Annotated in this window: 24 protein-coding genes; 13 read left to right on the plus strand and 11 right to left on the minus strand. The window is 71.4% G+C overall.

Annotated features, from left to right (window positions below):
* Positions 1–10 precede the first annotated feature (10 nt).
* The 6 genes from QF027_RS16320 to QF027_RS16345 form a co-directional block, all read right to left on the minus strand.
* Positions 11–1477 (minus strand): hypothetical protein, encoded by a 1467-nt coding sequence (locus tag QF027_RS16320; protein ID WP_307075304.1) that lies wholly within the window; start codon positions 1475–1477, stop codon positions 11–13.
* Positions 1478–1522: 45 nt separating this feature from the next.
* Entirely contained in the window at positions 1523–2812 is a 1290-nt protein-coding gene (locus QF027_RS16325) for an RNA polymerase sigma factor (RefSeq protein WP_306981604.1), read from the minus strand.
* A gap of 150 nt (positions 2813–2962) precedes the next feature.
* Positions 2963–4870: a DNA primase gene (gene dnaG, locus QF027_RS16330; RefSeq protein WP_306981602.1), complete on the minus strand. Its 1908-nt coding sequence runs from the start codon at positions 4868–4870 to the stop codon at positions 2963–2965.
* Between the two features lie 29 nt (positions 4871–4899).
* Positions 4900–6165, minus strand: coding sequence for an NAD(P)/FAD-dependent oxidoreductase (locus tag QF027_RS16335; RefSeq protein ID WP_306981600.1), 1266 nt, complete (start codon positions 6163–6165; stop codon positions 4900–4902).
* Positions 6166–6353: 188 nt separating this feature from the next.
* Positions 6354–7595, minus strand: coding sequence for a deoxyguanosinetriphosphate triphosphohydrolase (locus QF027_RS16340; RefSeq protein WP_307075306.1), 1242 nt, complete (start codon positions 7593–7595; stop codon positions 6354–6356).
* Between the two features lie 55 nt (positions 7596–7650).
* Entirely contained in the window at positions 7651–8445 is a 795-nt protein-coding gene (locus QF027_RS16345) for a sirohydrochlorin chelatase (RefSeq protein ID WP_307075308.1), read from the minus strand.
* A gap of 213 nt (positions 8446–8658) precedes the next feature.
* Between QF027_RS16345 and QF027_RS16350 the strand changes: the two genes are divergently transcribed.
* Entirely contained in the window at positions 8659–9348 is a 690-nt protein-coding gene (locus tag QF027_RS16350) for a SanA/YdcF family protein (protein WP_306981594.1), read from the plus strand.
* A gap of 276 nt (positions 9349–9624) precedes the next feature.
* A complete protein-coding gene (locus QF027_RS16355; RefSeq protein ID WP_307075310.1) occupies positions 9625–11706 on the plus strand; it encodes a molybdopterin oxidoreductase family protein in 2082 nt (693 codons plus the stop codon).
* Position 11707: 1 nt separating this feature from the next.
* On the opposite strand, the gene QF027_RS16360 is transcribed toward QF027_RS16355, so the two are convergent.
* Complete coding sequence (locus tag QF027_RS16360; RefSeq protein ID WP_306981589.1) at positions 11708–12127, minus strand: gamma-glutamylcyclotransferase family protein; 420 nt, start codon at positions 12125–12127, stop codon at positions 11708–11710.
* Between the two features lie 129 nt (positions 12128–12256).
* On the opposite strand from QF027_RS16360, the gene QF027_RS16365 reads away from it, so the two are divergent.
* From QF027_RS16365 to QF027_RS16375, 3 genes are all read left to right on the plus strand, one after another.
* The gene (locus tag QF027_RS16365) at positions 12257–13903 is read left to right on the plus strand and encodes a M4 family metallopeptidase (protein ID WP_307075312.1); all 1647 of its coding nucleotides are present in this window, start codon (positions 12257–12259) and stop codon (positions 13901–13903) included.
* A 76-nt stretch (positions 13904–13979) separates the two neighbouring features.
* Complete coding sequence (locus QF027_RS16370) at positions 13980–14327, plus strand: hypothetical protein (RefSeq protein WP_306981585.1); 348 nt, start codon at positions 13980–13982, stop codon at positions 14325–14327.
* A gap of 76 nt (positions 14328–14403) precedes the next feature.
* Positions 14404–15303 (plus strand): aminoglycoside phosphotransferase family protein, encoded by a 900-nt coding sequence (locus QF027_RS16375; RefSeq protein WP_307075314.1) that lies wholly within the window; start codon positions 14404–14406, stop codon positions 15301–15303.
* A gap of 235 nt (positions 15304–15538) precedes the next feature.
* Here QF027_RS16375 and QF027_RS16380 read toward each other — a convergent pair whose 3' ends face one another.
* Together QF027_RS16380 and QF027_RS16385 are read right to left on the minus strand one after the other, a co-directional pair.
* Positions 15539–15967: a VOC family protein gene (locus QF027_RS16380; RefSeq protein ID WP_307075316.1), complete on the minus strand. Its 429-nt coding sequence runs from the start codon at positions 15965–15967 to the stop codon at positions 15539–15541.
* A 63-nt stretch (positions 15968–16030) separates the two neighbouring features.
* Positions 16031–16612 carry an NADPH-dependent FMN reductase gene (locus tag QF027_RS16385; protein WP_307075318.1) on the minus strand — a complete coding sequence of 194 codons (582 nt, stop codon included), beginning with the start codon at positions 16610–16612 and terminating at the stop codon, positions 16031–16033.
* A 277-nt stretch (positions 16613–16889) separates the two neighbouring features.
* Here QF027_RS16385 and QF027_RS16390 point away from each other — a divergent pair, with 277 nt between their 5' ends.
* Together QF027_RS16390 and QF027_RS16395 are read left to right on the plus strand one after the other, a co-directional pair.
* Positions 16890–17408, plus strand: a complete 519-nt coding sequence (locus QF027_RS16390; RefSeq protein WP_307075320.1) for a hypothetical protein — start codon at positions 16890–16892, stop codon at positions 17406–17408.
* Positions 17409–17519: 111 nt separating this feature from the next.
* The gene (locus QF027_RS16395) at positions 17520–18158 is read left to right on the plus strand and encodes a class F sortase (RefSeq protein WP_307075322.1); all 639 of its coding nucleotides are present in this window, start codon (positions 17520–17522) and stop codon (positions 18156–18158) included.
* Here QF027_RS16395 and cpt read toward each other — a convergent pair.
* Both cpt and QF027_RS16405 read right to left on the minus strand, forming a co-directional pair.
* Positions 18142–18687, minus strand: a complete 546-nt coding sequence (cpt, locus tag QF027_RS16400; protein WP_307075324.1) for a chloramphenicol phosphotransferase CPT — start codon at positions 18685–18687, stop codon at positions 18142–18144. The two genes, QF027_RS16395 and cpt, sit on opposite strands and share 17 nt — an antisense overlap.
* A 14-nt stretch (positions 18688–18701) precedes the next feature.
* The gene (locus QF027_RS16405; RefSeq protein ID WP_307075326.1) at positions 18702–19484 is read right to left on the minus strand and encodes a sulfite exporter TauE/SafE family protein; all 783 of its coding nucleotides are present in this window, start codon (positions 19482–19484) and stop codon (positions 18702–18704) included.
* 303 nt (positions 19485–19787) lie between these two features.
* Between QF027_RS16405 and QF027_RS16410 the strand changes: the two genes are divergently transcribed.
* From QF027_RS16410 to QF027_RS16435, 6 genes are all read left to right on the plus strand, one after another.
* Positions 19788–21002, plus strand: a complete 1215-nt coding sequence (locus tag QF027_RS16410; RefSeq protein WP_307075328.1) for an NAD(P)/FAD-dependent oxidoreductase — start codon at positions 19788–19790, stop codon at positions 21000–21002.
* Between the two features lies 1 nt (position 21003).
* Positions 21004–23598, plus strand: coding sequence for a nitrite reductase large subunit NirB (nirB, locus tag QF027_RS16415; RefSeq protein ID WP_307075330.1), 2595 nt, complete (start codon positions 21004–21006; stop codon positions 23596–23598).
* Positions 23595–23945, plus strand: coding sequence for a nitrite reductase small subunit NirD (nirD, locus tag QF027_RS16420; protein WP_306981565.1), 351 nt, complete (start codon positions 23595–23597; stop codon positions 23943–23945). The genes nirB and nirD overlap by 4 nt, the downstream gene beginning before the upstream one ends.
* A 46-nt stretch (positions 23946–23991) precedes the next feature.
* Complete coding sequence (locus QF027_RS16425) at positions 23992–24576, plus strand: TetR/AcrR family transcriptional regulator (protein WP_307075332.1); 585 nt, start codon at positions 23992–23994, stop codon at positions 24574–24576.
* 130 nt (positions 24577–24706) lie between these two features.
* On the plus strand, positions 24707–25468 hold the full coding sequence (locus QF027_RS16430; RefSeq protein WP_307075334.1) for an SDR family NAD(P)-dependent oxidoreductase: 762 nt from the start codon (positions 24707–24709) through the stop codon (positions 25466–25468).
* Positions 25469–25569: 101 nt separating this feature from the next.
* A complete protein-coding gene (locus tag QF027_RS16435; protein WP_307075336.1) occupies positions 25570–26220 on the plus strand; it encodes a LysE family translocator in 651 nt (216 codons plus the stop codon).
* Positions 26221–26229 lie beyond the last annotated feature (9 nt).

Below are 26229 nucleotides of genomic sequence, written 5' to 3' on the forward strand. Positions count from 1 at the left end.
AACCGGCTCACTAGGCGTGTGGGGGCCGTCCCTCCGGTGGGCGGCCCCCTTCGGCGCCGTCGAAGGCGAGCTCCGCCGGGACGGCCTCGTCCACGGCGCGGACCAGCCGCCGCCCGCCCCGGTACCAGGCCGGGTCGATGCCGATGTCACAGCCGCACCGGCCGATCAGGACGCGCTCGGGTCCCCACCGCTGAAGCGCGACGACATCGTCGAAGCGGAGCGCGTGATGGACGCCGGTACGGCATGTCACCACCGCCTCCGGCGTCAGAACCGTCCAATGGCGTTCTCCAGCACGGCGGAACGCGCGTTTCACCAGGGGTTCGTGGAACGCCTCACCCCACGGCGGGAGTTCGTCCCAGGTCCAGCAGGACGTGCACCACAGCCGGCGGCCGTCCGGTCCGGCCAGGTGGAGGAGCAGGCCTTCCGGGACGACCAGCTGAGCCCCGGCCATGGCCCGCTGCCAGGCGTCGCGCACGTCGCCGGGGGTGACGCCCTCCAGGGGACAGGGGGTCCCGAACAGCGCGGTGCGGGCGGCCATGTCGAGGGCGCACGGCTGTGCACCGGCACTTCCCGGACCGTCGCGGTGCCGGTCCACCTCGTCCTGCGCGGGTTCAATCCTGGCCAGGCGCAGCGCCTCCGACCACACCGTCGCGGCGACCTCCTCGGTGTCGCCCGCGGGGGCCGGGGTGAACAGCAGCCGGACGTCGGTGTCGGAGTCGTGCGGCACCGTGGCCGCCTCGGCCGGAGCGGCGGACGCCGAGCGGCGGGCGAGGGCGGCGGTCATCCGTTCCCGGACGATCCGGTGGGCGACCGCCACGGCAGCGGACCCGGCGGGAGCCTCCAGGGAGACGGCCACGCCTTCGATGCCCCGGTGGGTCCAGGAGGCGCGCGGGTAGCGGGCCTTGGGTGCCGAGCGGTGCGGGCGTTCGCCGGGCGGCAGAGGCAGCCGTAGGCCGACGGGGTCGGGCCCGGTCAGGGTCAGGACGGCGTTGGCGCGGGTGAACCAGGTCGCGGCGTGCGTGCGCAGCATGTCCGGGGTCGGCGGCAGGCAGCCGGTGCATTCCTGCCCCAGCAGGCCGGCGGCCTGCGCCCCGTACCGGGCGTTGAGGGCGGCGGCGGCCAGCGGGTGGAGGGATACGGCCGCCTCGTCGTCGCAGCTGAACGCCGTCTCGTCGGGCCGGCCGGTGGGCGGCTCGCCCAGGGCACGGCAGAGGGTCCTCAGGATGTCGGTGACTTCCTGAGGGGTGCCCGAGACGGTGAACCGGGTCTCCTCGACGCCGGTGTACACGACGGGCTCCGCTGTTACGGGGAGCCGTCGTCGCGTCTCGTGCGCGGCGAGGGCGGCGACCTGGCGAGTGACGCCCCGCGTGCGATACGTCTCGTCGCGGGCCCCGACGCCGAAGCGCAGGGTGGCGTGGAGCGGCCCCGGCTCGGAGGACCGCAGAACGGGTACGCCGTCGACGTGGCTGTGGTGCATGGGCGCACCTTAGCCAGCACATCCGTTCGCCCTGTGGGCGGCCGACTAGTCCAGATAACCCCGCAGCTGATCCGCGAAGGTGTGGTCCCGCAGCTTGTTCAGTGTCTTGGACTCGATCTGCCGTATCCGCTCGCGCGTGACGCCGAAGATGCGGCCGATCTCCTCCAGCGTGCGGGGGCGCCCGTCGGCCAGGCCGTACCGGAGTTGCACGACCTTGCGCTCGCGTTCGCCCAGGGTCGACAGCACCGCTTCCAGGTGCTCCCTGAGCAGCAGGAACGCCGCCGACTCGACCGGCGAGGCGGCGTCGCCGTCCTCGATGAGGTCACCGAGGGCGACGTCGTCCTCCTCGCCGACCGGCGCGTGCAACGACACCGGTTCCTGGGCCAGGCGCAGGACCTCGCTGACGCGCTCGGGGGTGAGGTCGAGGTGGGTCGCGACCTCTTCCGGGGTCGGTTCGTAGCCGCGTTCCTGGAGCATGCGGCGTTGGACGCGGACGACCCGGTTGATCAACTCGACGACGTGGACCGGGACGCGGATCGTCCGGGCCTGGTCGGCGAGGGCCCGGGACATGGCCTGGCGGATCCACCAGGTGGCGTAGGTGGAGAACTTGTAGCCGCGGGCGTAGTCGAACTTCTCGACCGCCCGGATCAGGCCCAGGTTTCCTTCCTGAACCAGGTCGAGCATGGTCAGGCCGCGGCCGACGTACCGTTTGGCGACGGACACGACGAGACGCAGGTTCGCCTCGATGAGGCGACGCTTGGCCATCCGGCCCAGCACGACCAGGCGGTCCAGGTCGAGCGCCAACTGGCTGTCCAGGTCGGGGGCGTTGCTCAGTTTCTCCTCGGCGAACAGGCCGGCCTCGACCCGGCGGGCGAGGTCGACCTCCTCGGCCGCGGTGAGCAGCGGGATACGGCCGATCTCCCGCAGGTACTGGCGGAACAGGTCCGAGGACGGGCCGCCGGTGTCGACGCGGCCGCGGGGCGGCTCGGGCGGTTCGACCGGCTCGGTCTCCACGTTCTCGAGGGCTTCCGCGGGCGGGGTGTCCGGCTCCGCCTCGGGGTGGTGCGCGACACGGCTCTGCGGGGGCACCGCGACGAGTACGTCGGTCTCGGCGTCCTGCTCTGTCGTGTCGTCCGTACCGTTCTCGGTCTGTGTCAGGGTCTGGGTCTGCACGGGGGCGACCTCCAGGATGATCGCTGCCAAGGAGTGCGGCAGCGGTACTTCGGGGGCGGAGTCGGCGGCCTCGCCGCTGTCCGTCCCGTACGCGATGAGCGGAACCGCGGGGGTCTGGGACCCGCTGGGGACGGATCGGCCGCGCTCCGAGGACTCAGGCACCGGAACCCAGTGTGGAGTACGACACATCGCCGCCACGAGGGGCGTGCGGGGACTTTTTGAGTCCGGTCCGTGACCGCCTGGTTACTTTGCCTTACGAGTAGGCGGGGCGACGACCCCAAACCACGTGAAAGGCGTACGGGAACCGCAGCGTCAGAGCGCGGCAGCACCCTGGTCGCGCAGGGCCCGGTCGTACTGCTGGAGAACCCACAGCTCGTTCTTCGCGGCAGCCAGTTGGGCCGGATCGCCACCCGCCTCCAGGCGCCTCACGGTGAATTGGATCTCTTGGATACGGCGTTCCACGGCGCGGCGGCGGACCGTGACGAGCTGTTCGCCGGCGTAGTTCTCGTCGACCGTGCGCCGCATGATCGCCTCGACGGCCAGCTCCGTGACCATGGCGCGGACCGCGTCGTCGGGGGCGGCCTCGCGGACCCGGACGAGGTAGTCCTGGGAGTCCTGCACGCCGTACTCCGCGCCGCCCGCGTCCATGATGGCCTGGCGTACGGCGGCGTAGGGCGGGGCGGTGAACTCGTCGATGCCGTACGCGTCGAAGGCCGGGGAGACCAGCTCGGGGCGCTGGAGGGCGAGCTTGAGCAGCTCGCGCTCGGTGGCGTAGACGGGGTTGCGCAGGGTGAGGGCGGGGCCGGAGACGGCGGGGCGGTGGGCTCTGTCGTACGGCTGCTGCTGCGGGCCGCGTCCCGACGGGGCCGGGCCTTTGCCGCCGCGGTCCCGGGCCCACCGGGCCAGCTGGGCCACCCGCTTGACCACGAACTGGGTGTCGAGGATGCCGAGCATGCCCGCGAGCTGGACCGCGACCTCGTGCTGGGCGCCGCTGTTCTTGATACGGGCGACGATCGGGGCGGCCTCGTCGAGGGCGGCGGCGCGGCCGGCGGGGGTGTCGAGGTCGTAGCGGACGACGATCTGGCGCAGCGCGAACTCGAAGAGCGGGGTGCGGGGTTCGGCCAGGTCGGCGACCGCCTCGTCGCCCTTGGCGAGGCGCAGCTCGCAGGGGTCCATGCCGTCCGGCGCGATCGCGATGTAGGTTTCGGCGGCGAACTTCTGGTCGTCCTCGAAGGCGCGCAGGGCCGCCTTCTGGCCGGCCGAGTCGCCGTCGAAGGTGAAGATCACGCGGGCCGAGCCGTTGTCCATGAGGAGGCGTCGCAGGATCTTGATGTGGTCGGTGCCGAAGGCGGTGCCGCAGGTCGCGATGGCGGTGGTGACGCCGGCGAGGTGGCAGGCCATGACGTCGGTGTAGCCCTCGACGACGACCGCGCGGGACGCCTTAGCGATGTCCTTCTTCGCGAGGTCGATGCCGTAGAGGACCTGGGACTTCCGGTAGATCGCCGTGTCGGGTGTGTTGAGGTACTTGGGTCCGTTGTCCGCCTCGTAGAGCTTTCTCGCGCCGAAGCCGACGACGTCTCCGCCGATGTCGCGGATGGGCCACATCAGGCGGCCGCGGAAGCGGTCGATGGGGCCGCGGCGGCCCTCCTGGGCGAGACCGGAGAGCAGGATCTCCTTGTCGGTGAAGCCCTTGCCGCGCAGGAAGCGGGTGAGGTGGTCCCAGCCCTGGGGGCTGTAGCCGACGGAGAAGTGCGCGGCCGCGGCCTGGTCGAAGCCGCGCTCGGCGAGGAACTGGCGGCCGGTGTCGGCCTCCGGGCTGGTGGCCAGCTGCTCCATGTACCAGTCGGCGGCGATCTTGTGGGCCTCGACCAGGCGGATGCGCTCGCCGCGCTGGTGGGAGGGGTTGTAGCCGCCCTCCTCGTAGCGCAGGGTGATGCCGGCCTGGCCTGCCAGGCGCTCGACCGCCTCGGAGAAGGAGAGGTGGTCGACCTTCATCACGAACGTGATGGTGTCGCCGCCCTCCTGGCAGCCGAAGCAGTGGAAGAGGCCTTTGCTCGGACTGACCTGGAAGGACGGCGACTTCTCGTCATGGAAGGGACACAGGCCCTTGAGGTTGCCCCCGCCCGCGTTGCGCAGCTGGAGGTACTCGGACACCACGGCGTCGATCGGGACCGCGTCCCGTACCGCCTTCACGTCCTCGTCGTTGATCCGTCCTGCCACGCGTGAAGTCTACGGGGAGGTACTGACACCTACGGGACGAGGCTGACGAGGGGAACGTGCGGGTCCGCCAGCGCCTCGGTGTCCACCTGAGCCCCGGAGCGGATCAGGCTCTGGATCGGCTCCGTGACGTCCCACACGTTGACGTTCATCCCGGCCAGCACACGGCCCTGCTTCACCCAGAAGGCGATGAACTCCCGCTTCCCGGCGTCTCCCCGGATCACCACTTCGTCGTACGTGCCCGGGGGCGCCCAGCCGCTGTACTCCATTCCCAGGTCGTACTGGTCGGAGAAGAAGTAGGGCACCCGGTCGTACGTCACCTGGCGGCCCAGCATCGCTCGCGCCGCCGCCGGGCCGCCGTTGAGCGCGTTGGCCCAGTGCTCGACGCGCAGCCGGTTGCCGAAGAGGGCGTGGTGGAAGGAGGCCACGTCGCCCGCCGCGTAGATGTCCGGGTCGGAGGTGCGCAGTTGTTCGTCCACGGCGACACCGCCGCCGTGCGCCCGGTCCGCCAGTTCGAGCCCGGCCGCCTCCGCGAGAGCCACGCGCGGGGCGGCGCCGACCGCCGCGAGGACGTCGTGCGCGGGATGCTCCTCGCCGTCGTCGGTACGGGCCGCGAGAACCATGCCGTCCTGCCCGACGATCTCCGTCAGTCTCGCGCCGAAGTGGAAGCGGACACCACGCTCGCGGTGCAGCTCGGCGAAGAGGTTGCCGAGCTCGGGGCCCAGGACCGAGTGCAGCGGGGTCGACAGGGGTTCGACGACGGTGACCTCCGCGCCGTACTCCCGGGCCGCCGCCGCGACCTCCAGGCCGATCCAGCCGGCGCCGGCGATCACGATGTGGCCGTTGTCCCTGCCCAGGGTGGCCAGGACGCCCTTGAGACGCTCGGCGTGGGCGAGGCGGCGCAGGTGATGGACGCCCGCGAGGTCGGTCCCCGGGATGTCCAGACGGCGCGGCTCCGCGCCCGTCGCCAGCAGCAGCTTGTCGTAGCGGACGACGGTGCCGTCCTCGCCGAAGCGGACCGTCTTCGCCGTACGGTCGATGGCGTCCACGGTCTCGCCGAGGTGCAGCTCGATGTCGTTTCGCGCGTACCAGGCGGGTTCGTGGACGAAGACGCTGTCGCGCTCCTCCTTGCCGAGGAGGTAGCCCTTGGAGAGCGGCGGGCGCTCGTAGGGGTGGTCGCGTTCGTCGCAGATCAGTATCACGCGGCCGGTGAAGCCCTCCGTGCGGAGCGTCTCGGCCGCCTTCGCGCCGGCAAGACCTCCTCCGACGATGACAAATGTCTGATCCGCGTCGACCACTTGATGCCTCCTACGGGGGGTCTGGGGGGTGTCTCCCCAGAAAACACAGCGGGTGCCGCCACATGGGAGCGTCCCGCACGGAGTGTGATGGGGGAAGAGGGAGTGGCTCGATCAGGCCACGGAGGGTCACATTCGGTCTCGATCCATGTCACTCCCGTCTCCTCCACACAACAGGTGTCCCGCAAGCATCACAGGTGTCCCGTGAGACGGGCGTGAAGCGAACGGGCGGACGCGTCGGTGAGGGACGCGATCTGGTCGACGATCACCCGCTTGCGCGCGCGGTCGTCGGGCGCGTCGTAGAACAGCGCGCGGAACTGGGGCTCGAGGCCGTCCGGGGCGCGGACGGTGAGCACGTCGGCCAGTTCGGCGACGACGATCCGCTGATCGGCCCGCAGCCGCTCCTGCTCGGCGCGCTGCATGACATACCGGTCGGCGACGGCCTTGAGGACCGCGCACTCCAGGCGGGTCTCGTGCGGTACGACGAGTTCGGCGTCGTATCTCGTGAGTCTCCCGGTGCCGTACCGCTCGCGCGTGGCGGCTTCGGCGGACAGGCAGAAGCGGCCGATGAGCTGGCTGGTGGCGTCCTTGAGGCGGGCCTGCGCGACGGCCGCACCGTCGTAGCCGTGCGGCCACCAGGGCTGGTCCTGGAGGCGGTCGAGCGCTTCCGCGAGTTCCGCCGGGTCGGTGTCCGCGGGGACGTACCTGCCGAGGGCCACCTCGAAGACGGCCCGGCGTTCCGGTTCGGCGTGCAGGCAGTTGGGGTCGACGTGGCCCGCGTGCAGGCCGTCCTCGACGTCGTGGACCGAGTAGGCCACGTCATCGGCCCAGTCCATCACCTGGGCCTCGAAGGTGGTGCGGGTGCCCGGGGCGTCCTTGCGGATCCAGTCGAAGACGGGGCGGTCGTCCTCGTAGACGCCGAACTTCCGGGACGGGTGCGCTCCGCGGGGCCAGGGGTACTTGGTGGCGGCGTCGAGGGTGGCTCTGGTGAGGTTCAGTCCCACCGATCCCTCGTCGGTGAAGCGTTTGGGCTCGATGCGGGTCAGGAGCCTCAGGGACTGGGCGTTGCCCTCGAAGCCGCCGCAGTCGTCGGCGAACTCGTTCAGCGCCTGTTCGCCGTTGTGGCCGAACGGGGGGTGGCCGAGGTCGTGGGCCAGACAGGCGGCCTCGACCAGGTCCGGGTCACAGCCGAGCGCTGCGCCGAGCTCACGGCCGACCTGGGCGCACTCAAGGGAGTGGGTGAGCCGGGTGCGGGGGCTGGCGTCCCAGGCGTGGCTGCGGGTTCCTGGTGTGACGACCTGTGTCTTGCCGGCGAGCCTTCTGAGCGCGGCGGAGTGGAGGATACGGGCACGGTCGCGCTGGAAGGCGGTGCGGCCGGGGCGTTTGTCGGGTTCTGGGGCCCAGCGTTCGGTTGACTGCAGGTCGTACGGCATGTCTTGACAGTACGGGCAGGGGCTGACATTTCGCCGGTACGTCCCCCGGGTGCTGTCACACGGCCAGTGCGGGGAGTTCCTGGCTGGTCGCGCCCCTTCGGCCCGTGACCTGGTCGTAGCGGTGCAGGATCAGGTCCGCCATCGCGGGGTGGGTGCCCAGGGGTGCCGAGGCGATCCACGGGGCCTTCTCCGCGCACTGGGTCGCGAACAGACCCGGGGCGGTGAAGTACGACGCCACCGCCACCCTGTCGCGACCTCGCGCCGCCAGGGCGCGGATCGCCGTGTCGACCGTCGGGGTCGCCGCGGAGGCGTAGGCCGGGACCACCGGGACGCCCAGGCGGTCCGACAGAAGATGAGCCGTGCGGCGGGTGTCCACCGCCGAGTCGGGGTCGCGGGAGCCCGCCGCCGCAAGGACCACCGCGCCGGTACGGCGGGTCTCCTCGTTCGTGCTCCAGCCTGCCTCGATCAGGCGAGCGTGCAGGGTCTCCACAAGAAGGGGGTGCGGGCCCAGCGGGGCAGCCACGCGTGTGCGTGCCGCGGAGGCCGCCGCCATCTCCGGGATGTCGCGCTTCACGTGGTAGCCGCGGCTGAGCAACAGGGGGACCAGGACCGCCTCCGCCGTACCCAGGGACGCCAGCGTGTCCGGCAGCAGGGGCTCGTTCAGCTCGATGTGGCCCAGGTGCACCGGCAGGCCGGGGCGCTGCTCGCGGACCTGGTCCAGGAGCCTGTGGACCGTGTTCAGGGTGCGCGGGTCGCGGCTGCCGTGGGCGACCAGGACGAGCGCGGGCGGCTCGGGGCGGCGCCTGTCGTCGAGGGAGACGAGGCCGAGCTGGCTGCTGATCCGGTTCATGGAACGATGGTGACGGCCTGAGGTTGCCACCCCGTTTCACGGCAATAACGCGTGCTTTCCGACGGTTCACCACGCGGGGTGTGGGGGTGTGAGGCTGCGTGACCTGGGCATTCTCGTCCGGCAGTGAGGCTGGTCACGCACCGGCGGGCGAACCGATCGGCCTGACAGCACGTCTCTGGTTGTCGAATGGCCGACCGGGGAGGGAGGCGTCCGATGCGACTGCCGAAGGTGCGCAGACCGCGCCTGCCACGCACGCGTGCCGGGCGGCGCAGGCTCGTGCAGGCCGTGATGGCGGGGTGTGTGCTCGCGCTGCTGCCGTCGACCTGGATGTACGTCGTGACGGGTGACCGGCTGCGGACGACGGCCGATGTGCCGCGCACCGAGGTGGCCGTCGTCTTCGGTGCCGGGCTGTGGGACGGCGAGCCGTCGCCGTATCTCGCCCACCGGCTCGACGCGGCGGCGAGGCTGTACCGGGAGAACCGGATCGAGGTCGTCCTCGTCACCGGCGACAACAGCCGCGAGGACTACGACGAGCCCGACGCCATGCGCGCGTACCTGACACGGCACGGCGTTCCGGACACGCGGATCGTCAGCGACTACGCCGGTTTCGACACCTGGGACTCCTGCGTCCGCGCCAGGAAGATCTTCGGGGTCCACAAGGCGGTGCTCATCAGCCAGGGGTTCCACATCCGGCGGGCGGTCGCGCTCTGCCAGGCGGCGGGTGTCACGTCGTACGGCATCGGTGTCGACGCCAAGCACGACGCCACGTGGTACTACGGCGGCACCCGGGAGCTCTTCGCGGCGGGCAAGGCGGCTGTGGACGTGGTGCTCCGGCCGGATCCGCGGTTCCTGGGGCCGAAGGAGCCGGGTGTGACGGACGCGCTGGCCTCGGCCCGCCGCTGAGGCCGACGGGTACTCGGCGCCGCCACCGGACAGGTGCGGAGCTTCCTGCGCCGGTACTGAAGTACGCCCTCGCGGACCGGACGGGTGGCGAGGGCAACGGACGCACCACATGTGGCGTCTTTCACATCGCACGCAACATCCGTACCGCCCTGCGTCGACTCCCAGGTGGACGAGTGTGCGCCTCACCGCTCCTGGGCGCCGATCGGGAGGTCGCCGTCTTGGCCGCGTAACACGGAGCCGTTCCCGGCGTAACACGGCGGAAGCACGCTGAAAGGCATGCAGAACTCCGCGACGCCCACGCACTGCCCGTACTGCGCCCTGCAATGCGGCATGAACCTGACCCCCGCTCCGGACGGGACCGTCGAGGTGAGCGAGCGCGCGGACTTCCCGGTGAACCGGGGGGCGCTGTGCGGCAAGGGCCGTACGGCACCCGCGGTGCTCTCGTCCCGGGTGCGCCTGACCTCCCCGTTGGTGCGCTCCGGGGGCACGCTCGTGCCCGCCGGCTGGGACGAGGCACTGGACCGGATCGCCGAGGCGCTGTCCCGCACGCGCGCGGAGCATGGCCCGGACGCGTGCGGGGTCTTCGGCGGGGGCGGCCTGACGAACGAGAAGGCGTACACACTCGGCAAGTTCGCGCGGGTCGTCCTCGGCACCTCGCAGATCGACTACAACGGGCGCTTCTGCATGTCGTCCGCCGCGGCCGGCGGCATGAAGGCCTTCGGCCTGGACCGGGGGCTGCCCTTCCCGCTGGAGGACATCCCGAAGTCCGGCTGCGTGATCCTCGTCGGCTCGAACCTCGCCGAGACCATGCCGCCGGCCTTGCGGTTCTTCACCGAACTGAGGGAGAACGGCGGCACGTTGATCGTCATCGACCCGCGCCGCACCAAGACCGCCGAACAGGCCGACCTGCATCTGATGCCCCGGCCGGGGACGGACCTCGCGCTGGCGCTCGGTCTGCTGCACCTGGTCGTCGCCGAGGGGCTGGTCGACGAGGAGTATGTCCGTGAGCGCACGGCCGGCTGGGAGGAGGCGCGGGCCGCCGCGATGGCCCACTGGCCGGAGTACGTGGAGCGGATCACCGGCGTTCCGGTGCCCCAGCTCCGGGAGACCGTACGGCTGTTCTGCGAGCCCGAGTCCGCGATGGTGCTCACCGCGCGCGGGCCCGAGCAGCAGTCCAAGGGCACCGACACCGTGAGCGCGTGGATCAACCTGTGCCTGGCGACCGGCCGCGCGGGGCGTCCGCTGTCCGGGTACGGCTGTCTGACCGGGCAGGGCAACGGACAGGGCGGGCGCGAACACGGCCAGAAGGCCGACCAGTTGCCCGGCTACCGCAAGCTGGACGACCCGGCGGCGCGGGCGCATGTCGCCGAGGTGTGGGGCGTGGACCCCGACTCGCTCCCCGGACCGGGGCGCAGCGCCTACGAGTTGCTCGACGCGCTCGGCACGGACATCAAGTCGCTGCTGTTGATGGGTTCCAACCCGGTGGTGTCGGCGCCGCACGCCGCGCACATCGAGGAACGCATCAAGTCCCTGGACTTCCTTGCCGTCTGTGACGTCGTCCTCTCGGAGACGGCCGCCCTCGCGGACGTGGTCCTGCCGGTCACGCAGTGGGCCGAGGAGACGGGCACGACGACCAACCTGGAGGGACGGGTGCTGCTGCGCCGTCAGGCGATCACGCCGCCGGACGGCATCCGCAGCGACCTGGAGGTCATGCACGAACTCGCCGACCGCCTCGGGGTGGAGAAGGGGTTCCCGACCGACCCCGAGGAGGTCTTCGAGGAGCTGCGCCGGGCGAGCGCGGGCGGCCCCGCCGACTACTCCGGGATCACCTACCGGCGGCTGGCGGAGGAGAACGGGGTGTTCTGGCCGTGTCCGACGGAGGACACGGTGGTGCATCCCGGCACCCCGCGCCTCTTCCTGGACCGCTTCGCCACCCCCGACGGCCGGGCCCGCTTCGTCCCCGTCTCGCACCGGGCGATCGCGGAGGAGCCCGACGAGGAGTACCCGGTGCTGCTGACGACCGGCCGGGTCGTGGCGCAGTACCAGTCCGGGGCGCAGACCCGCCGGGTGGACGAGCTGAACGCCGCCGCGCCGGGGCCGTTCGTGGAGCTGCACCCGCGGCTCGCGGAGCGGCTCGGGGCGGCCGAGGGCGACCCGGTCGCCGTGGTCTCACGGCGCGGGCGGGCCGTGGCACCGGCCCGCATCACGCTCGGCATCCGCCCGGACACCGTCTTCATGCCCTTCCACTGGTACGGCGAGGGCCGCGCCAACACCCTCACCAACCCGGCGCTGGACCCGACGTCCCGGATGCCGGAGTTCAAGGCGTGCGCGGTGCGGGTGGAGGCCGTGGAGCGGTAGCTCACCCGAGCAGCCAGTCGCCGCTCTCGATCAGCTTGCCGCGGGTGCGCAGACGGGCGGCGACGGGGGGAGCCGCTACATAGACCCAGGCACGCACCGACGTGCCGTCGGCCGTGCGCATCACCTCGCGGGCGACACGTTCGTACAGGTTGCGCGGGTCTCCCGGGGTGTACTCCTCCAACTCGTCGAGGGCGGCGAGCAGTTCGGCGTAGACGTCGTCCCGTGGGGTGACGAGTTCCCCCATGACCTCGCCCCCGGTCTCCTCGACGGCGTACGGATAGCCGGGGCCGTCGTAGAGCAGCGCGCCGGTGAGTCGGCCCGGCTCCTCGGAGCGGATACGGCCGCGCAGGAAGAGGTCGTGGTTGGCCTCGCCGGGGCGGAGGGTGCCGTAGACGAAGAACGGGAGTCTCGCAGGGGTCACAGAAACGATTCTCTCCTCTCACAAACCTGCACGTGACGGGGTATGGACACGGCTTGTCATGACCTCTTAAATCTTCGTCAACGTCCGCGCCACCCCACGCGCCGCGTTGGCGCCTTTCAGAGGAGACCGATGAGTCGGATACGGCCGTACGTCCGAGGTGCCCGTTCCCGCCGTCTCGCCACCGCCGGAGTCGCCGCCACCCTGCTGGCCGCCGCCCTCTCCCCCGCCGCCGGTGCGGCCGACAGACCGACCAGGGCCACCGCGCTCGAGAACGCCGCCTCCGTCCTGGCCGACCGGGCCTCGGCGCTGGGCCTCACCTCCGCCCAGGCCACGAAGGTCCGTGACGTGATCGTCGACGCCGACGGCACCCAGCACGTCCGCTACGACCGCACCTACCGCCAACTGCCCGTACTGGGCGGCGACTTCGTGGTCCACCTCGCGCCGAACGGGGCGTACAAGAGCTCCTCGCGCGCCACGAGGAGCGCGATATCCCTCGCCAGCGTCACCCCGGTCCTGTCCGCCCCGAAGGCGGCCGACCTCGCGGCGAACGCCCTCAAGGCCGCCAACCTCGGCGAGACGCTGAAGAAGCTGACCGCCAAGCCGCAGCTGGTCGTCGACGCCCTGCACGGAGCGCCGAAGCTGGCCTGGCAGACGAACGCCGCCGCACAGGACTCCCTCGGCAACCCGGTGGCGCGGACGGTGCTCACCGACGCGCGGACGGGCGCGCAGATCGACGCGTGGGACAGCATCGAGCAGGCGGCCGGCGACGGCAAGTCGCTGTACAGCGGGACGGTTTCGCTGCAGACGACGCAGTCGGGGTCGACGTACCAGCTGAAGGACGCGACCCGCGGGAACACCTACACCGGCGACGCGGCCAACAAGACCGACCTGTGCTTCCTGACCATCTGCCTCAGCCGGGCGCCGTCGACCGTGTTCACCGACGCCGACAACCACTGGGGGACGGGGGCGACTTCGGACCGGGCCACGGCGGCGGTGGACGCGCAGTACGGCACCGACGTCACCTGGGACTACTACAAGAACGTCCACGGCAGGAACGGCATCGGCGGAGACGGCAAGGGCTCCTACAACCGCGTCCACTACGGCACGAACTACAACAACGCCTTCTGGGACGACAGTTGCTTCTGCATGACGTACGGCGACGGTGACGGGACCCAGCTCGGTCCGCTGGTGTCGCTGGACGTGGCGGGCCACGAGATGTCCCACGGCGTGACCTCGAAGACGGCGGCGCTGACCTACTCGGGCGAGTCTGGCGGCCTCAACGAGGCGACCTCCGACATCTTCGGTACTCTGGTGGAGTTCTACGCGGGCAACTCCTCGGACACCGGCGACTATCTGATCGGCGAGAAGATCGTCCGCTCCGGCTTCGGACGCGACGCCCTGCGCTACATGGACAAGCCCTCCAAGGACGGCAGCTCCGCCGACTCCTGGAGCAGCTCGGTCGGCAACCTCGACGTCCACTACTCCTCCGGCGTCGCGAACCACTTCGCGTATCTGCTGGCGGAGGGCAGCGGCGCCAAGACGATCAACGGCGTCAGCTACAACTCCCCCACCTCCAACGGCTCCACGGTCACCGGCATCGGCCGCGACAAGCTGGGCGCCATCTGGTACCGGGCGCTGACGGTCTACATGACATCCTCGACCAACTACGCGGGGGCGCGGACGGCCACACTGAACGCGGCGAAGGATCTGTACGGCGCGGGCAGCACGGAGTACAACGCGGTGGCGGCGGCCTGGAGCGCGGTGAACGTGAACTGACGTTCACCGGTCCCCTGAGTGTGACGCGGCCGCCTCGGGTTCCGGGGCGGCCGTACCCGTGGGACGAGGAGGGCACGTGGGCGAGGACGATCCGCACATCCATGTCGAGGTGAAGGTGGTCCGCGGCGAGGCCGCCGTCCGCAACATGCTCGCGGCCACGTTCGGCCTGGCCGGGGACCTGCCGAGCGTCGTCCCCACCGGGTGCGGGCTGCGGGTGCCGTACGCCATGACCTCGCCGCGACCGGACCACGTGACGTGCCTGCCCTGCCGGGAGCACGCCCGCTCGGAGCATCTTCGCTTCGCCGACGAGATCGAGCGCATCGGCGGCCTGCCGGGTTCTTCCGTCACCCCGGCCGAGGCGAGGCGGGTCGCCGAGCGGCACCGCGCGCTCGCGCAGGGGTTCGCCTCCGGCACCGCGGGCTGACGAAAAGCGATGGCGTCGGCGCCGGACGCGCGGATACGCTCCATCGCCGCCGTCCGCCCCTCTCCCCCGGAGTCCCGTGTCGTCCACCACGAAGATGCACGCCGACGAGCTCGACATCGACACGGAGCTGGTGAGCGGGCTGATCGCGGACCAGTTCCCGCGGTGGGGCGAACTCCCCGTCACCCGCGTCGACTCGGCCGGCACCGACAACGCGATGTACCGGCTCGGGGACGACATGGTCGTACGGCTGCCGCGGCTGCCCGGTGGCGGCTACCAGGTGGACTTCGAGCAGCGGTGGCTGCCCGTGCTGGCACCGCATCTTCCGCTGGCCGTGCCGGAGCCGTTGGCGAAGGGGGAACCCGGTCGGGGATACGGACTGCCCTGGGGGGTGTACCGGTGGTTGGCAGGGGACAACGCCTACGACTCACCGATCGCCGAACTCGCCGAGGCGGCCGTGGAGTTGGGTCGGTTCGTCACGGCGTTGCGGGCGGTCGACGCCACCGGTGGGCCGGCCTCCTACCGCGCTGGGCCCCTCCACCTCTGTGACGACGACACCCGGCTGGCGATCCGGGACCTCGGCGCCCACGGCATCCTGGACGCGACCCGTGCGACCGCCCTCGCCGACGAGGCCGTCCGACTCCCGCACTGGGACCGCGCGCCCGTCTGGCTCCACGCCGACCTCCTCCCCGGCAACCTGCTCACTGCGAACGGCCGCCTCACCGCGGTCATCGACTTCGGCTGCTTCGGCACCGGTGAGCCCACGGCGGACACCCTCCCGGCCTGGACCCTGTTCACCGGCGAGAGCCGCCGCCTGTTCCGGGAGGCGGCGGAGTTCGACGACGCCACGTGGGAGCGGGGACGCGCGTGGGCCCTGCTCTGGGGAGTGGGCGCGGTGCACTACTACCGGGGCGGAAAGAACCCGGTCCTCGCAGCGGTGGGGATGCGGGCCATCGAGGAAACGCTCGCCGGGCCCTGAGCGACCGTGGTTCGCCGGCGTCACGGAGGGCGCGGGGCTCGCCTGGGCCGGCACGCGACCGCCGTATTCGGTAGCGCGGTACGGCGCTCACCACGGGGCCGACCCGGGAGCAGCAAGGCCTCCGCCGGGCGGGCACGAAAGCGAAAAGGACTCCGCCACTCAGGCGCTGCCCGCCGCGACGGCCCTGCGGGCGATCGACGCCCCACCGCGGCCCCGCGGCAAAGCCGGCGGGCGCTCAGCCGAAGTCCGGAAGCGTGAGCGTGCCGTCCTCCGCCAGGGGGAAGCCCGGGTTGTACGCCACCTCCCAGGCATGGCCGTCCGGGTCCGTGAAGGCACTGGAGTAGAAGCCGATCTCGTTCACCGCGGCCGGTTTGGTGACGGTGCCACCCGCCTCCGCCACCTTCGCGAGGAGGGCGTCGACCTCCGCCTGCGAACGGACGTTGTGGGCGAGGGCGATACCGCCGAAGCCGTACGCCGGGCCCGGTTCGAGGCCGCAGTCCGCCGCCAGTTTCTCCCGGCTCCACAGGACCAGACCCAGCCCCCCGGCCTGGAAGAAGACGGTCTCCGCGACCTCCTGGCCCCGCCAGCCCAAAGCCTCGTAGAAGACCTTGGAACGGGCCAGGTCCCAGACGCCCAGCGTGATCAGGGTGATGCGCTGTTCCATGCCCATCACCTCACCGTAGCGTCGATACGGGGGCCAGGCGCGACATCCCCGGCCGCCGGCCGTTCACCCTCCGTACGGCATGGCGGCCCTCCCCTCCCGCAGCACCTGTCCCCACCACACCAGCTGGTCCAGCATCGTCTTCGCCGCGGCGTCCGGACCCGACGGATCCTTCAGGCGACCGTCGGCGAAGGAACCCCCGGCGTTGTGGAAGCTCACCGTGTCCCTGACCGTCACCGCGTGGAGTTCGGCGAAGACCTGGCGCAGGTGTTCCACCGCGCGCAGGCCGCCCGAGATGCCGCCGTACGAGACGAGGGCCACCGGCTTGGCCTGCCACTCCGTGAAGTGCCAGTCGATCAGGTTCTTCAGGCCGGCCGGGTACGAGTGGTTGTACTCGGGGGTGAGGACCACGAAGGCGTCCGCCGACGCGAGTTTCGGGGTCACCGAGGCGAGGGCGGCGGTCGTCTCGGGGCTCGGCGCCATGGTCATGGGCAGGTCGGTCTCGGCCACGTCCACGATCTCGGGGAGCAGGTCGTCGCGGTCGCGGAGGTGGTCGAGGAGCCAGTCGGCGACGACGGGGCCGAAGCGGCCGTGGCGGTTGCTGCCGATGACCAGGGCGACGTGGAGGGGAGCGGTGTCTGTCTGCATGAGGGACAGCCTGATACCTCGACCAAGGTTGAGGTCAAGCGCGGATCACGGGCGACGGGTCACCCGTTCACACGCGCGCCGCGCACTCTTCGGGTTCTCATCGGCGACCCGCCCGCCGTACGGCGATGACCTGCTGAAACTCCGCCCGAACCGGTCCGGGGCGCAGCGATCTGACACCCATTCACCACATTTGTGACGAACTCTCAGGAAGCGGGCTCGGCCCACTGCCACTTACCTCGAAGGCACAGGGATCCCCTCGAGAGCTCGAAGGAGCATCATGCGCCCCACCGCCCGGCTGCTGACCGGCAGCGCGCTCGTCGTCGCCGCGGGTCTCGTCTGTGCGCCCGCGTACGCGGGGGACTCGGACGGTCTCGAGGTGTTCCCGTCGTCCGCGCTGCCGGGCGGTCAGGTCACGGTGAACACGACCGCGTGCGGGGACGGCGGGACGGCGCTGGGGGACGCCAGCGCGGTGGGCGCGGACTCCTTCACGCTGGCGCCCAGCACGCACGAGGGTGACGCGATCGGACAGTTCCGGGTGCCGCCGAGCGCGCAGCCGGGGACGTACGAGATCGCCGCGACCTGTGCGGGGGGCGGCCGGCGGGTGACCGGTGACCTGGTGGTCACGCTGACCTCGCAGCGTCAGCCGGTGCATCCCAGAGGAAGTGTGAAGACGGGGGTCGGTGGCGCTCTGGGCCCCGATCCCGTGCAGACCGCGGCCGGTGTGGCGGCTCTCGCCGTCGCCGCCGCGGGCGGTACCTGGCTCCTGCATCGCCGGGCGAGAGGCGACGGGATCTGACGGACACCCTCCGCTGTCCGTCCGCCGGTACCGCATGTCCCCTCCCCCTCCGGGTCCGATGCCCCTCGCGGCCCGGAGGGGGACGGGCAGGCCGTCGAGGAGGAGGCTCCTGTGCGCAACCGCAGCTTCGGCAACACCGTCATAGCGGGCGTCACCGTGGTGGCCCTGGGCACCGGCGCCTGGCTGCTGCGCAGCGGCGCCGAGACACACGCCCCGCCGCAGCCGTCCGCGGCCCAGGCGCACGCCGGGCGGGTTTCGGGTGTGGACACCCGCCGGGCCGCGGCGCCCGCGCTGCCGCCGTCCCCGCCGGACCGCGTGCGCATCCCCGCGATCGGCGTGGACGCGCCGCTGATGGGCCTCGCCCTCACCCGGAGCGGCAGCCTCGCCGTCCCGCCGGCCGGCAGGAAGAACCTCGCCGGCTGGTACGAGGCCGGCACCACCCCGGGCGAGACGGGCACCGCGATCGTCGCCGGGCATGTCGACAACGCCGAAGGACCCGCCGTCTTCTACGACCTCGGCGCCCTCCGTAAGGGCAGCGCGATCGAGGTGGACCGGCGCGACGGAAGCGTCGCGCTGTTCACGGTGGACGCGGTCGAGGTGTACGAAGCGAAGGACTTCCCCGACGAGAAGGTGTACGGGTCCGCGAGCAGGCCAGAGCTGCGGGTGATCACCTGCGGCGGGGGCTACTCACGCTCGACCGGTTACCGGGGGAACGTGGTGGTCTTCGCGCACCTCACGGGGAGCCGCTGACGACCGCCTCGGCGATGGCGCGCGCGCAGTCCAGGGCCTCGGTGTGGGTGGTGTCGACCACGATGTCGTAGACCACGCCCTGGTGGACGAGTTCCGCCTGCTTCTCGGCCATCCCCCGCGACCGGTCGCCCCGGACGATCTCCCGCCCCGCGGCCACCTCCGCGTCGCACCGGACGCCGACCCACAGCACGTCCAGTCCGTCCAGCGACTTGCGCCACCGTTCCTGCGAGTGCGCGCCGCCCAGGAACACGTCGTCGACGATCACCCGGGCACCCGCCCAGGCCGTCGCGGCGACCCCGGCCCGCCAGGCCGCCTCCAGCCGCGTGAACTCCTCGCCCACGCTCACTCCGCCGTCCGCCGCGAACTCGATGCCCGTGCCGGAGGACTGGAGCGAGGCGGGCATCGACTCGACGAACCCGTCGATCCCGAAGGCCAGCCACGGGTCCGGCAGGACCGCCTGCAGACAGCGCACGATCCCGGACTTGCCCGAGCTGGAACCGCCGTTGAGCACGATCACCTGAGTTATCACGGCGTCACGGTAAGTCAGGCGAGCCACTGTTCGTACGCAATATTCGCGACCAGCGCGAACACGACCGTCAGCAGGACGACCCGTACGAACCCGCTGCCCTTCTTCAGCGCGGTGTGCGCGCCCAGCATGCCGCCCGCGAGGTTGAAGAGGGCCATCAGAGCGGCGAGCCGCCACAGGACGGTGCCCTGCAAGGCGAACATCGCCAGTGCGCCCGCGTTGGTACAGCAGTTGACGATCTTGGCGGTGGCGGAGGCGGTCACCAGGTCGAGGTGGAGGACGGCGGTGAGGGTGAGGACCAGGAACGTGCCGGTGCCGGGGCCGATCAGACCGTCGTAGAAGCCGATGCCGAGGCCCGCGAGACCGATCGCGGCGAGGATCTGGCGGCGGGTGGCCGGCCCGGTCGCGGGGGCGGTACCGAAGGCGGGCCGCAGGATGACGAAGGCGGCGACACCGAGCAGTACGACCATGATCAGCGGCTTGAGCACCTCCGTGCTCATCCCCGCCGCGAGGAAGGCGCCGGCCGAGGACCCGGCGACGGCGGCGACCCCGACGCGGACGGCCAGCCGTACGTCGACGGGAGCCCTGCGGGCGTATGTCACGGCGGCGCCCGAGGTGCCGACGATGGCGACCGCCTTGTTGGTGCCGAGCGCGTACGCCGCCGGGGTGCCGGCCGGCAGGCCGAGCAGCAGGACCGGCAGCAGAAGGAGCCCTCCGCCGCCGACCACGGCATCGATCCAGCCTGCGGCGAGGGCTGCGACGCACAGGACGACGATCACGGCCAGTGATATGTCGGGCATGATCGCGACCTTAAGGGACCCCCGGCGGCACCCTGGACCGCGTATCGCGGCGGCGGAACGTGCGTACCGTCACACGGCGGCGGAACCGGGGCGCTGCCCAGGGGGCTGACGGAGGACGGGTCGTAGACCACGCCGTACGCCCTCACCGGCACCGACGCCCGCACCGCGCCCCTTCCTCACAGCGCGCACCAGCCGCCGACCCCGAACCCTCACATCCGCCCCCGGCACCTGCTGAGCGCAGCGTTCCTCGCGGGAAACAGACGTGATGCGGTCGGGTAACACCCGCAACGCACGCTCCTAGACATGACCTCGAATACGCGTGTGGTGGTGATCGGCGCCGGGCTCGCGGGCGTCCGGCTCGCCCGGCGGCTCGGAGAGCTCGGCACGCCCGTGACGCTCGTCGGCGAGGAGGAGCACCGCCCGTACAACCGGGTGCTCCTCGCCGAGGTGCTGGCGGGACGGTACACCCCGGACGTCATCGCGCTTCCGGCACCGGCCGCGCTGACCCGCGCCCGGGTCGTGGGCATCGACCGCAAGGCGCGGACCGTCGAGTGCGCGGACGGTTCGAAGATCGCATACGACCGGCTGGTTCTGGCCACCGGCTCGAACCCCGTACTGCCGCCGCTGCGCGGTCTGTTCACCCCCGACCATGTGCTGCCGGAGGGCGTCCACGCCTTCCGCACCATGGACGACTGCCTGGGTCTGTCCAAGGCGGTCCGGCCGGGAGTGAAGGCGGTCGTGATCGGCGGCGGACTCCTCGGGGTCTCGGCGGCCCGCGCGCTCGCCCAGCGGGGCGCCCAGGTCATGCTGGCCCAGCAGTCCGAGCGGCTGATGGAGCGCCAGCTCGACCCGAGCGCGTCCAAGCTGGTCCGGCGCCACCTCGCAGACCTCGGCGTCGAGGTCCACACCGATCTGCGCGTCCGTGACGTGCGCTGCGTCGGCGGCGCGGTCCGCTCGGTCGAGATGGCCGACGGATACGCCCTCGACGCCGAGATCGTGGTCCTGGCCTGCGGGGTCCATCCCCGTGTCGGTCTCGCGCAGACCGCCGGCCTTCAGGTCCGCAAGGGAGTCGTCGTCGACGACGAACTGCGCACGTCCGACCCGTACATCCACGCCATCGGCGACTGCGCCCAGCACGACGGCAATGTCTACGGCCTCGCCACCCCGGCCCTGGAACAGGCCGATGTGCTCGCCGAGTTGCTGGCCGGTCGGGTGAACGCCCGCTACACCGGCACCCGTTCTCTGACCCGGCTCACGCTGCCCGGCCAGACCGCCTTCGATCTGGCGGCGTTCGGCGAGACCGAGGCGCTCCCGGGCGACGACGTCGTCCAGCTCGCGGACGCCACCCGCGGCACCTATCGCAAGGTCGTCGTCCGCGACGACCGCCTGGTCGGCGGGGTCCTCGTCGGCGAACTCGGCACCGTCGGCGCGCTCGCCCGCGCCTGGGAGGGAGCAGAGCCGCTCCCCTCCGACGGCGGCCCGCTGCTCCACCTGCTCACCAACGATGGAGGCTCCTGAGATGACCGCCACCCCGGGGCCCACCCCCACGATCGTGCTCGTCGGCCACGGCATGGTCGGCCAGCGCTTCCTCGAAGCACTCGCCGAGCGCGGCATGACCGCCACCCACCGCGTGGTCGTGCTGTGCGAGGAGCCGCGTCCCGCGTACGACCGCGTCGCGCTCACCTCGTACTTCTCGGGCAAGACGCCCGAGGACCTCTCCGTGACGGACATGGAGTTCATCGAGACGCACGGCATCGAGCTGTACATCGGCGACCCCGCCGTCGCTGTCGACCGCGAGGCGAAGAAGGTCACCGCGAAGTCCGGGCAGGTCTTCGAGTACGAGACCCTCGTCCTCGCCACCGGCTCCTACCCGTTCGTGCCGCCGGTCCCCAACAAGGACGCCCAGGGCTGTTTCGTCTACCGCACGATCGAGGACCTGCTCGCCATCGAGGAGTACGCGAAGACCCGCACCACCGGTGCCGTGGTCGGCGGCGGTCTGCTCGGTCTGGAGGCGGCCGGCGCGCTGAAGGGGCTCGGACTGACCTCCCACATCGTGGAGTTCGCGCCGCGGCTGATGCCGGTGCAGGTCGACGAGGGCGGTGGCGCGGCGCTGCTGCGCACCATCGAGGAGATGGGTCTGAGCGTCCACACCGGGGTGGGCACGCAGGAGATCGTGGTCGACGAGGCCGGTGCCGTCACCGGCATGAAGCTCTCCGACGGCAGCGAACTCGCCACCGACCTGGTGGTGTTCTCCGCCGGTGTCCGCCCCCGCGACCAGCTGGCCCGTGACTGCGGTCTGACGGTCGGCGAGCGCGGCGGCATCGCGGTCGACGAGCAGTGCCGTACGGTCGCCGACCCGCACGTCTTCGCGATCGGCGAGTGCGCGCTGGCCTCCGACGGCCGGGTGTACGGCCTGGTGGCCCCCGGTTACGAGCAGGCCGAGACGGCCGCCGCGACCATCGCCTCCGACGAGGCCGCCTTCCTCGGCGCGGACCTGTCCACCAAGCTGAAGCTGCTCGGCGTGGACGTCGCCTCCTTCGGTGACGCGCACGGCGCGACCGCGGACTGCCTCGACGTCGTCTACTCCGACTCGCGTGCGGGCCTGTACAAGAAGCTCGTCATCGGCCGCGACGGCACGCTGCTCGGCGGCATCCTGGTCGGCGACGCGGAGGCGTACGGCACCCTGAAGGCGTTCACCGGTTCGGTCCCGCCGGTCAAGCCCGAGTCGCTGGTGCTGCCCGCCGGTGCCGGGGAGTCCGTCCAGCTCGGCCCGACCGCGCTGCCGGACGACGCGATCATCTGTTCCTGCAACAACGTCCGCAAGGGCACGATCCGCGCCGCGGTCACCGACCACCAGTGCACGACCGTGCCCGAGGTGAAGAAGTGCACCAAGGCCGGTACGACCTGCGGCAGTTGCGTCAAGGTGCTCGGCCAGCTGGTCACCGCCGAGCTGGAGGCGTCCGGCGTCGAGGTCGACAAGGGCCTGTGCGGCTGCTTCTCGCAGACCCGCGAGGAGCTCTACGAGATCGTCCTCGCCCTGCGCATCAACACCTACCAGGACCTCCTGGACCGCTACGGCCGCGACGGTGCCAAGGGCGGCGACGGCTGCGAGATCTGCAAGCCGGCGGTCGGCTCGATCATCGCCTCCCTCGCCCCGACCATCGGCGCGAGCGGCTATGTCCTGGACGGCGAGCAGGCGTCCCTGCAGGACTCCAACGACCACTTCCTCGCCAACATCCAGAAGAACGGCTCCTACTCGGTCGTCCCGCGCATCCCCGGCGGTGAGATCACCCCGGAGGGCCTCATCGTGATCGGTGAGATCGCCCGCGACTTCGGCCTCTACACGAAGATCACCGGTGGTCAGCGGATCGACATGTTCGGCGCCCGCGTCGAGCAACTCCCACTGATCTGGACCCGGTTGGTGGACGCCGGCTTCGAGTCCGGCCACGCCTACGGCAAGTCCCTGCGCACGGTGAAGTCCTGCGTCGGCCAGACCTGGTGCCGCTACGGCGTCCAGGACTCGGTCCGCATGGCGATCGACCTGGAGCTGCGCTACCGGGGCCTGAGGTCGCCGCACAAGCTGAAGTCGGCGGTGTCCGGCTGCGCCCGTGAGTGCGCGGAGGCCCAGTCGAAGGACTTCGGCGTCATCGCCACCTCCAACGGCTGGAACCTGTACGTCGGCGGCAACGGCGGCGCGACCCCCCGCCACGCGGACCTGCTGGCCCAGGACCTCTCGGACGCCGAACTGATCAGGCTGATCGACCGGTTCCTGATGTTCTACATCCGCACCGCGGACCGTCTGGAGCGCACCTCGACCTGGCTGGAGCGCATCCCCGGCGGCCTGGACCACGTCCGTGACGTGGTCGTGGAGGACTCCCTCGGCATCTGCGAGGAGCTGGAGTCCCTGATGACGGCCCACGTGGCGCACTACGCCGACGAGTGGGCGACCACCATCAACGACCCCGAGAAGCTCGCCCGGTTCGTGTCCTTCGTGAACGCCCCCGACACCCCCGACCCGGTCGTCGGCTTCGTCCCCGAGCGCGACCAGATCAAGCCCGACCTGCCGCTGCTGACCATCGGCCACCGCCCCCTGGAAGGAAGCGCCCAGCGATGACCCTGGCACCCGAGACCACCGACCTGAAGGTCGAAATCCAGCTGAACGACGACTGGTTCGCGGTCTGCGAGCTGGCCCGGCTGCTCCCCGGCCGGGGCGTGGCGGCCCTGCTGCCCGACGGCCGCCAGGCCGCCCTGTTCCGCGACCGCGCCGGCAACCTGTACGCCATCGACAACCGCGACCCCTTCGGCGGCGCGGCGGTCCTCTCCCGCGGCCTGACCGGCACCCACCAGGGACGGCCGTTCGTGGCCTCGCCACTGCTGAAGCAGCGCTTCGACCTGGAGACCGGGCAGTGCCTGGACGACGAGTCGGTGCGGATCACGACATATGCGGTGCGGGCGGCGTAGAAACCTTTCTTGACCGACCGTTCTCGATAAGTCTAGGCTGCGACACGTGGCCAGGACCAAGGAGTTCGATCCCGAGACCGCGCTGCAGGCAGCTCTGGAGCTGTTCTGGCGGCGCGGCTACGAGGCGACGTCGATGTCCGACCTCGTGGAGCACCTCGGTATCGGGCGGGCCAGCATCTACGCCACCTTCGGCAGCAAGCACGAGCTGTATCTGAGGGCGCTGGACCGCTACGACAGGGCAGGACTCCCGCCGATCGTGCGGGAGCTGTCCCAACCGGGGCCCGCTCTGCCGGCCGTGCGAAGGGTCGTACGGCGGTACGCCACGGAGGCCGCCGACGAACAACTGCGCCGTAACGGTTGCATGGTCACCAACGCGGCGGCCGAACTGGCCCCGCACGACCCGGCGGCCGCGCGACACGTCGAGCGCAACTGGGACCAGTTGGAGACCGTGCTGCACTCGGCGCTGGCCCGCGCGCAGGCGCAGGGCGAACTGCCGGCGGACCGCGACCCGTTGACCCTCGCGAGGATGTTGCTGGTACTGCTCCAGGGGCTGCGTGTCGTCGGCAAGGCGTCGGCGGACCCGGCCCGGGTGCGGGACGCGGCGGAACAGGCATTGGCACTGCTCGACTGAACCCTTTCAGCGCGGGTGGCGCCCCTTTTTTGCCGCCATACTGAACCGATCGGTCAAGAATAAGGGTCATGAACAAGTCGGCCATGAACAAGTCGGTCATGAACAAGTCGGTCAAGAATCAGGGGAGATCATGACGCGCTTCATCGGCAGGACCGCTCTCGTCACCGGCGCGGGCTCGGGAATCGGCCGAGCCATCGCCCTGGCGTTCGCCGCGGAGGGTGCGCAGGTGGTCGTCGCCGGACGCGGGCGGGAGCCGCTGACGGAAACGGTCCGGCTGATCGAGGAGACGGGCGGCAAGGCACTCATGGTGACCGGGGACGTCGCGCGGGACGCCGAGATCCAGGCAGTTGTGCACGCCGCCGTGGACCGCTTCGGCTCGCTCGACGTGGCCGTCAACAACGCGGGGGTGTTCCGGGGCGGGCAGCCCCTGGCCGAACTGTCGTCGGCGGACTGGCAGGAGCAGCTCGACATCAACCTCACCGGGATGTTCCTGGCGCTCCGGGCCGAGATCCGCCAGATGCGCTCGCAGCCCTCCGGCGGCGCGATCGTCAACATCGCCTCCACCTTCGGCGCCCACACCCGCGCGCCCGGCGCCGCCGCGTACGCCGCCACCAAGGCGGCCGTCTCCGCCCTCACCCGGGGCGCGGCCCTGGACCACATCCACGACGGTGTCCGCATCAACGCCGTCAGCCCCGGCGCGGTGGACACGCCCATGTCCCTGCGCCCCGGCGAGACGGAGGCGGACCGCGCCGAGCGTGCGAAGGCCGTCCTCCCCCTGGGCCGTGTCTCGACCACGTCCGAGATCGCCGCCGCCGTCCTGTACCTGGCCTCGGACGACGCCTCCTCGGTGGTGGGCACCGACCTGGTGGTGGACAGCGGCGCGACGGCCTGAAAATCCACTGGCGAAAGTCGGCCGTCGGAGATGGGCTGGGCGGAGATCGGCTGGCGAAAATCGGCTGGAGAGCGAAAGTCCCCCGTGCTTGCATGGGCGACATGGTGCCCACCGACCGTCTTCTCGCCTTCGCGGCCATGTCGTTCCTGCTGATCGTGGTCCCCGGACCCAGCGTGCTGTTCGTGATCGGCCGGGCGCTCGCCCAGGGACGGCGTGCCGCCCTGACCACCGTGGCGGGGAACACGGTCGGCGCCTATGTGCTGGTCCTGGCCGTCGCGTTCGGGGTCGGCTCGATCGTGGAGCGCTCGGTCCTGGTCTTCACCACGCTCAAGCTCGCCGGTGCCGCCTACCTCGTGTACCTGGGCGTCAAGGCGTGGCGCGGGCGCGGGTCGCTGCGCGCGGCGTTCGCCGAGGACGTGACGGCTGCGGCGGCGGGGCACGGCGGTCTGCGGACGTTCTGGGAGGGGTTCGCGGTCGGCGTGACCAACCCCAAGACCATCGTGTTCTTCGCCGCCGTACTGCCGCAGTTCGTGGACCGCGGCCAGGACCATGTGGCCGCGCAGATGCTGCTGCTCGGGCTGGTGTTCAACGTCATCGCGCTGGTCTCCGACGCCGTCTGGGGGCTGGTCGCGGCGACCGCGCGGGGCTGGTTCGCCCGCTCGCCGCGCCGCCTGTCCCTGGTGGGCGGGGTCGGCGGACTGACCATGATCGGCCTCGGTGTGACGGTGGCGGTGACGGGGCGGAAGGACTGAGGGGGCTCA

It is taken from the genome of Streptomyces canus (assembly GCF_030816965.1).
GTDB lineage: Bacteria > Actinomycetota > Actinomycetes > Streptomycetales > Streptomycetaceae > Streptomyces > Streptomyces canus_E.

Excerpts from the sequence above, each read along its gene's own strand:
- QF027_RS16320 (WP_307075304.1), bottom strand. The coding sequence starts at position 1,477 with ATGCACCACAGCCACGTCGACGGCGTACCCGTTCTGCGGTCCTCCGAG.
- nirD (WP_306981565.1), top strand. The coding sequence starts at position 23,595 with ATGACCCTGGCACCCGAGACCACCGACCTGAAGGTCGAAATCCAGCTG.
- QF027_RS16410 (WP_307075328.1), top strand. The coding sequence starts at position 19,788 with ATGACCTCGAATACGCGTGTGGTGGTGATCGGCGCCGGGCTCGCGGGC.
- QF027_RS16390 (WP_307075320.1), top strand. The coding sequence starts at position 16,890 with ATGCGCCCCACCGCCCGGCTGCTGACCGGCAGCGCGCTCGTCGTCGCC.
- QF027_RS16345 (WP_307075308.1), bottom strand. The coding sequence starts at position 8,445 with ATGAACCGGATCAGCAGCCAGCTCGGCCTCGTCTCCCTCGACGACAGG.
- QF027_RS16435 (WP_307075336.1), top strand. The coding sequence starts at position 25,570 with ATGGTGCCCACCGACCGTCTTCTCGCCTTCGCGGCCATGTCGTTCCTG.
- QF027_RS16380 (WP_307075316.1), bottom strand. The coding sequence starts at position 15,967 with ATGGAACAGCGCATCACCCTGATCACGCTGGGCGTCTGGGACCTGGCC.
- QF027_RS16405 (WP_307075326.1), bottom strand. The coding sequence starts at position 19,484 with ATGCCCGACATATCACTGGCCGTGATCGTCGTCCTGTGCGTCGCAGCC.
- QF027_RS16355 (WP_307075310.1), top strand. The coding sequence starts at position 9,625 with ATGCAGAACTCCGCGACGCCCACGCACTGCCCGTACTGCGCCCTGCAA.
- QF027_RS16430 (WP_307075334.1), top strand. The coding sequence starts at position 24,707 with ATGACGCGCTTCATCGGCAGGACCGCTCTCGTCACCGGCGCGGGCTCG.
- nirB (WP_307075330.1), top strand. The coding sequence starts at position 21,004 with ATGACCGCCACCCCGGGGCCCACCCCCACGATCGTGCTCGTCGGCCAC.
- QF027_RS16385 (WP_307075318.1), bottom strand. The coding sequence starts at position 16,612 with ATGCAGACAGACACCGCTCCCCTCCACGTCGCCCTGGTCATCGGCAGC.
- QF027_RS16340 (WP_307075306.1), bottom strand. The coding sequence starts at position 7,595 with ATGCCGTACGACCTGCAGTCAACCGAACGCTGGGCCCCAGAACCCGAC.
- QF027_RS16365 (WP_307075312.1), top strand. The coding sequence starts at position 12,257 with ATGAGTCGGATACGGCCGTACGTCCGAGGTGCCCGTTCCCGCCGTCTC.
- QF027_RS16350 (WP_306981594.1), top strand. The coding sequence starts at position 8,659 with ATGCGACTGCCGAAGGTGCGCAGACCGCGCCTGCCACGCACGCGTGCC.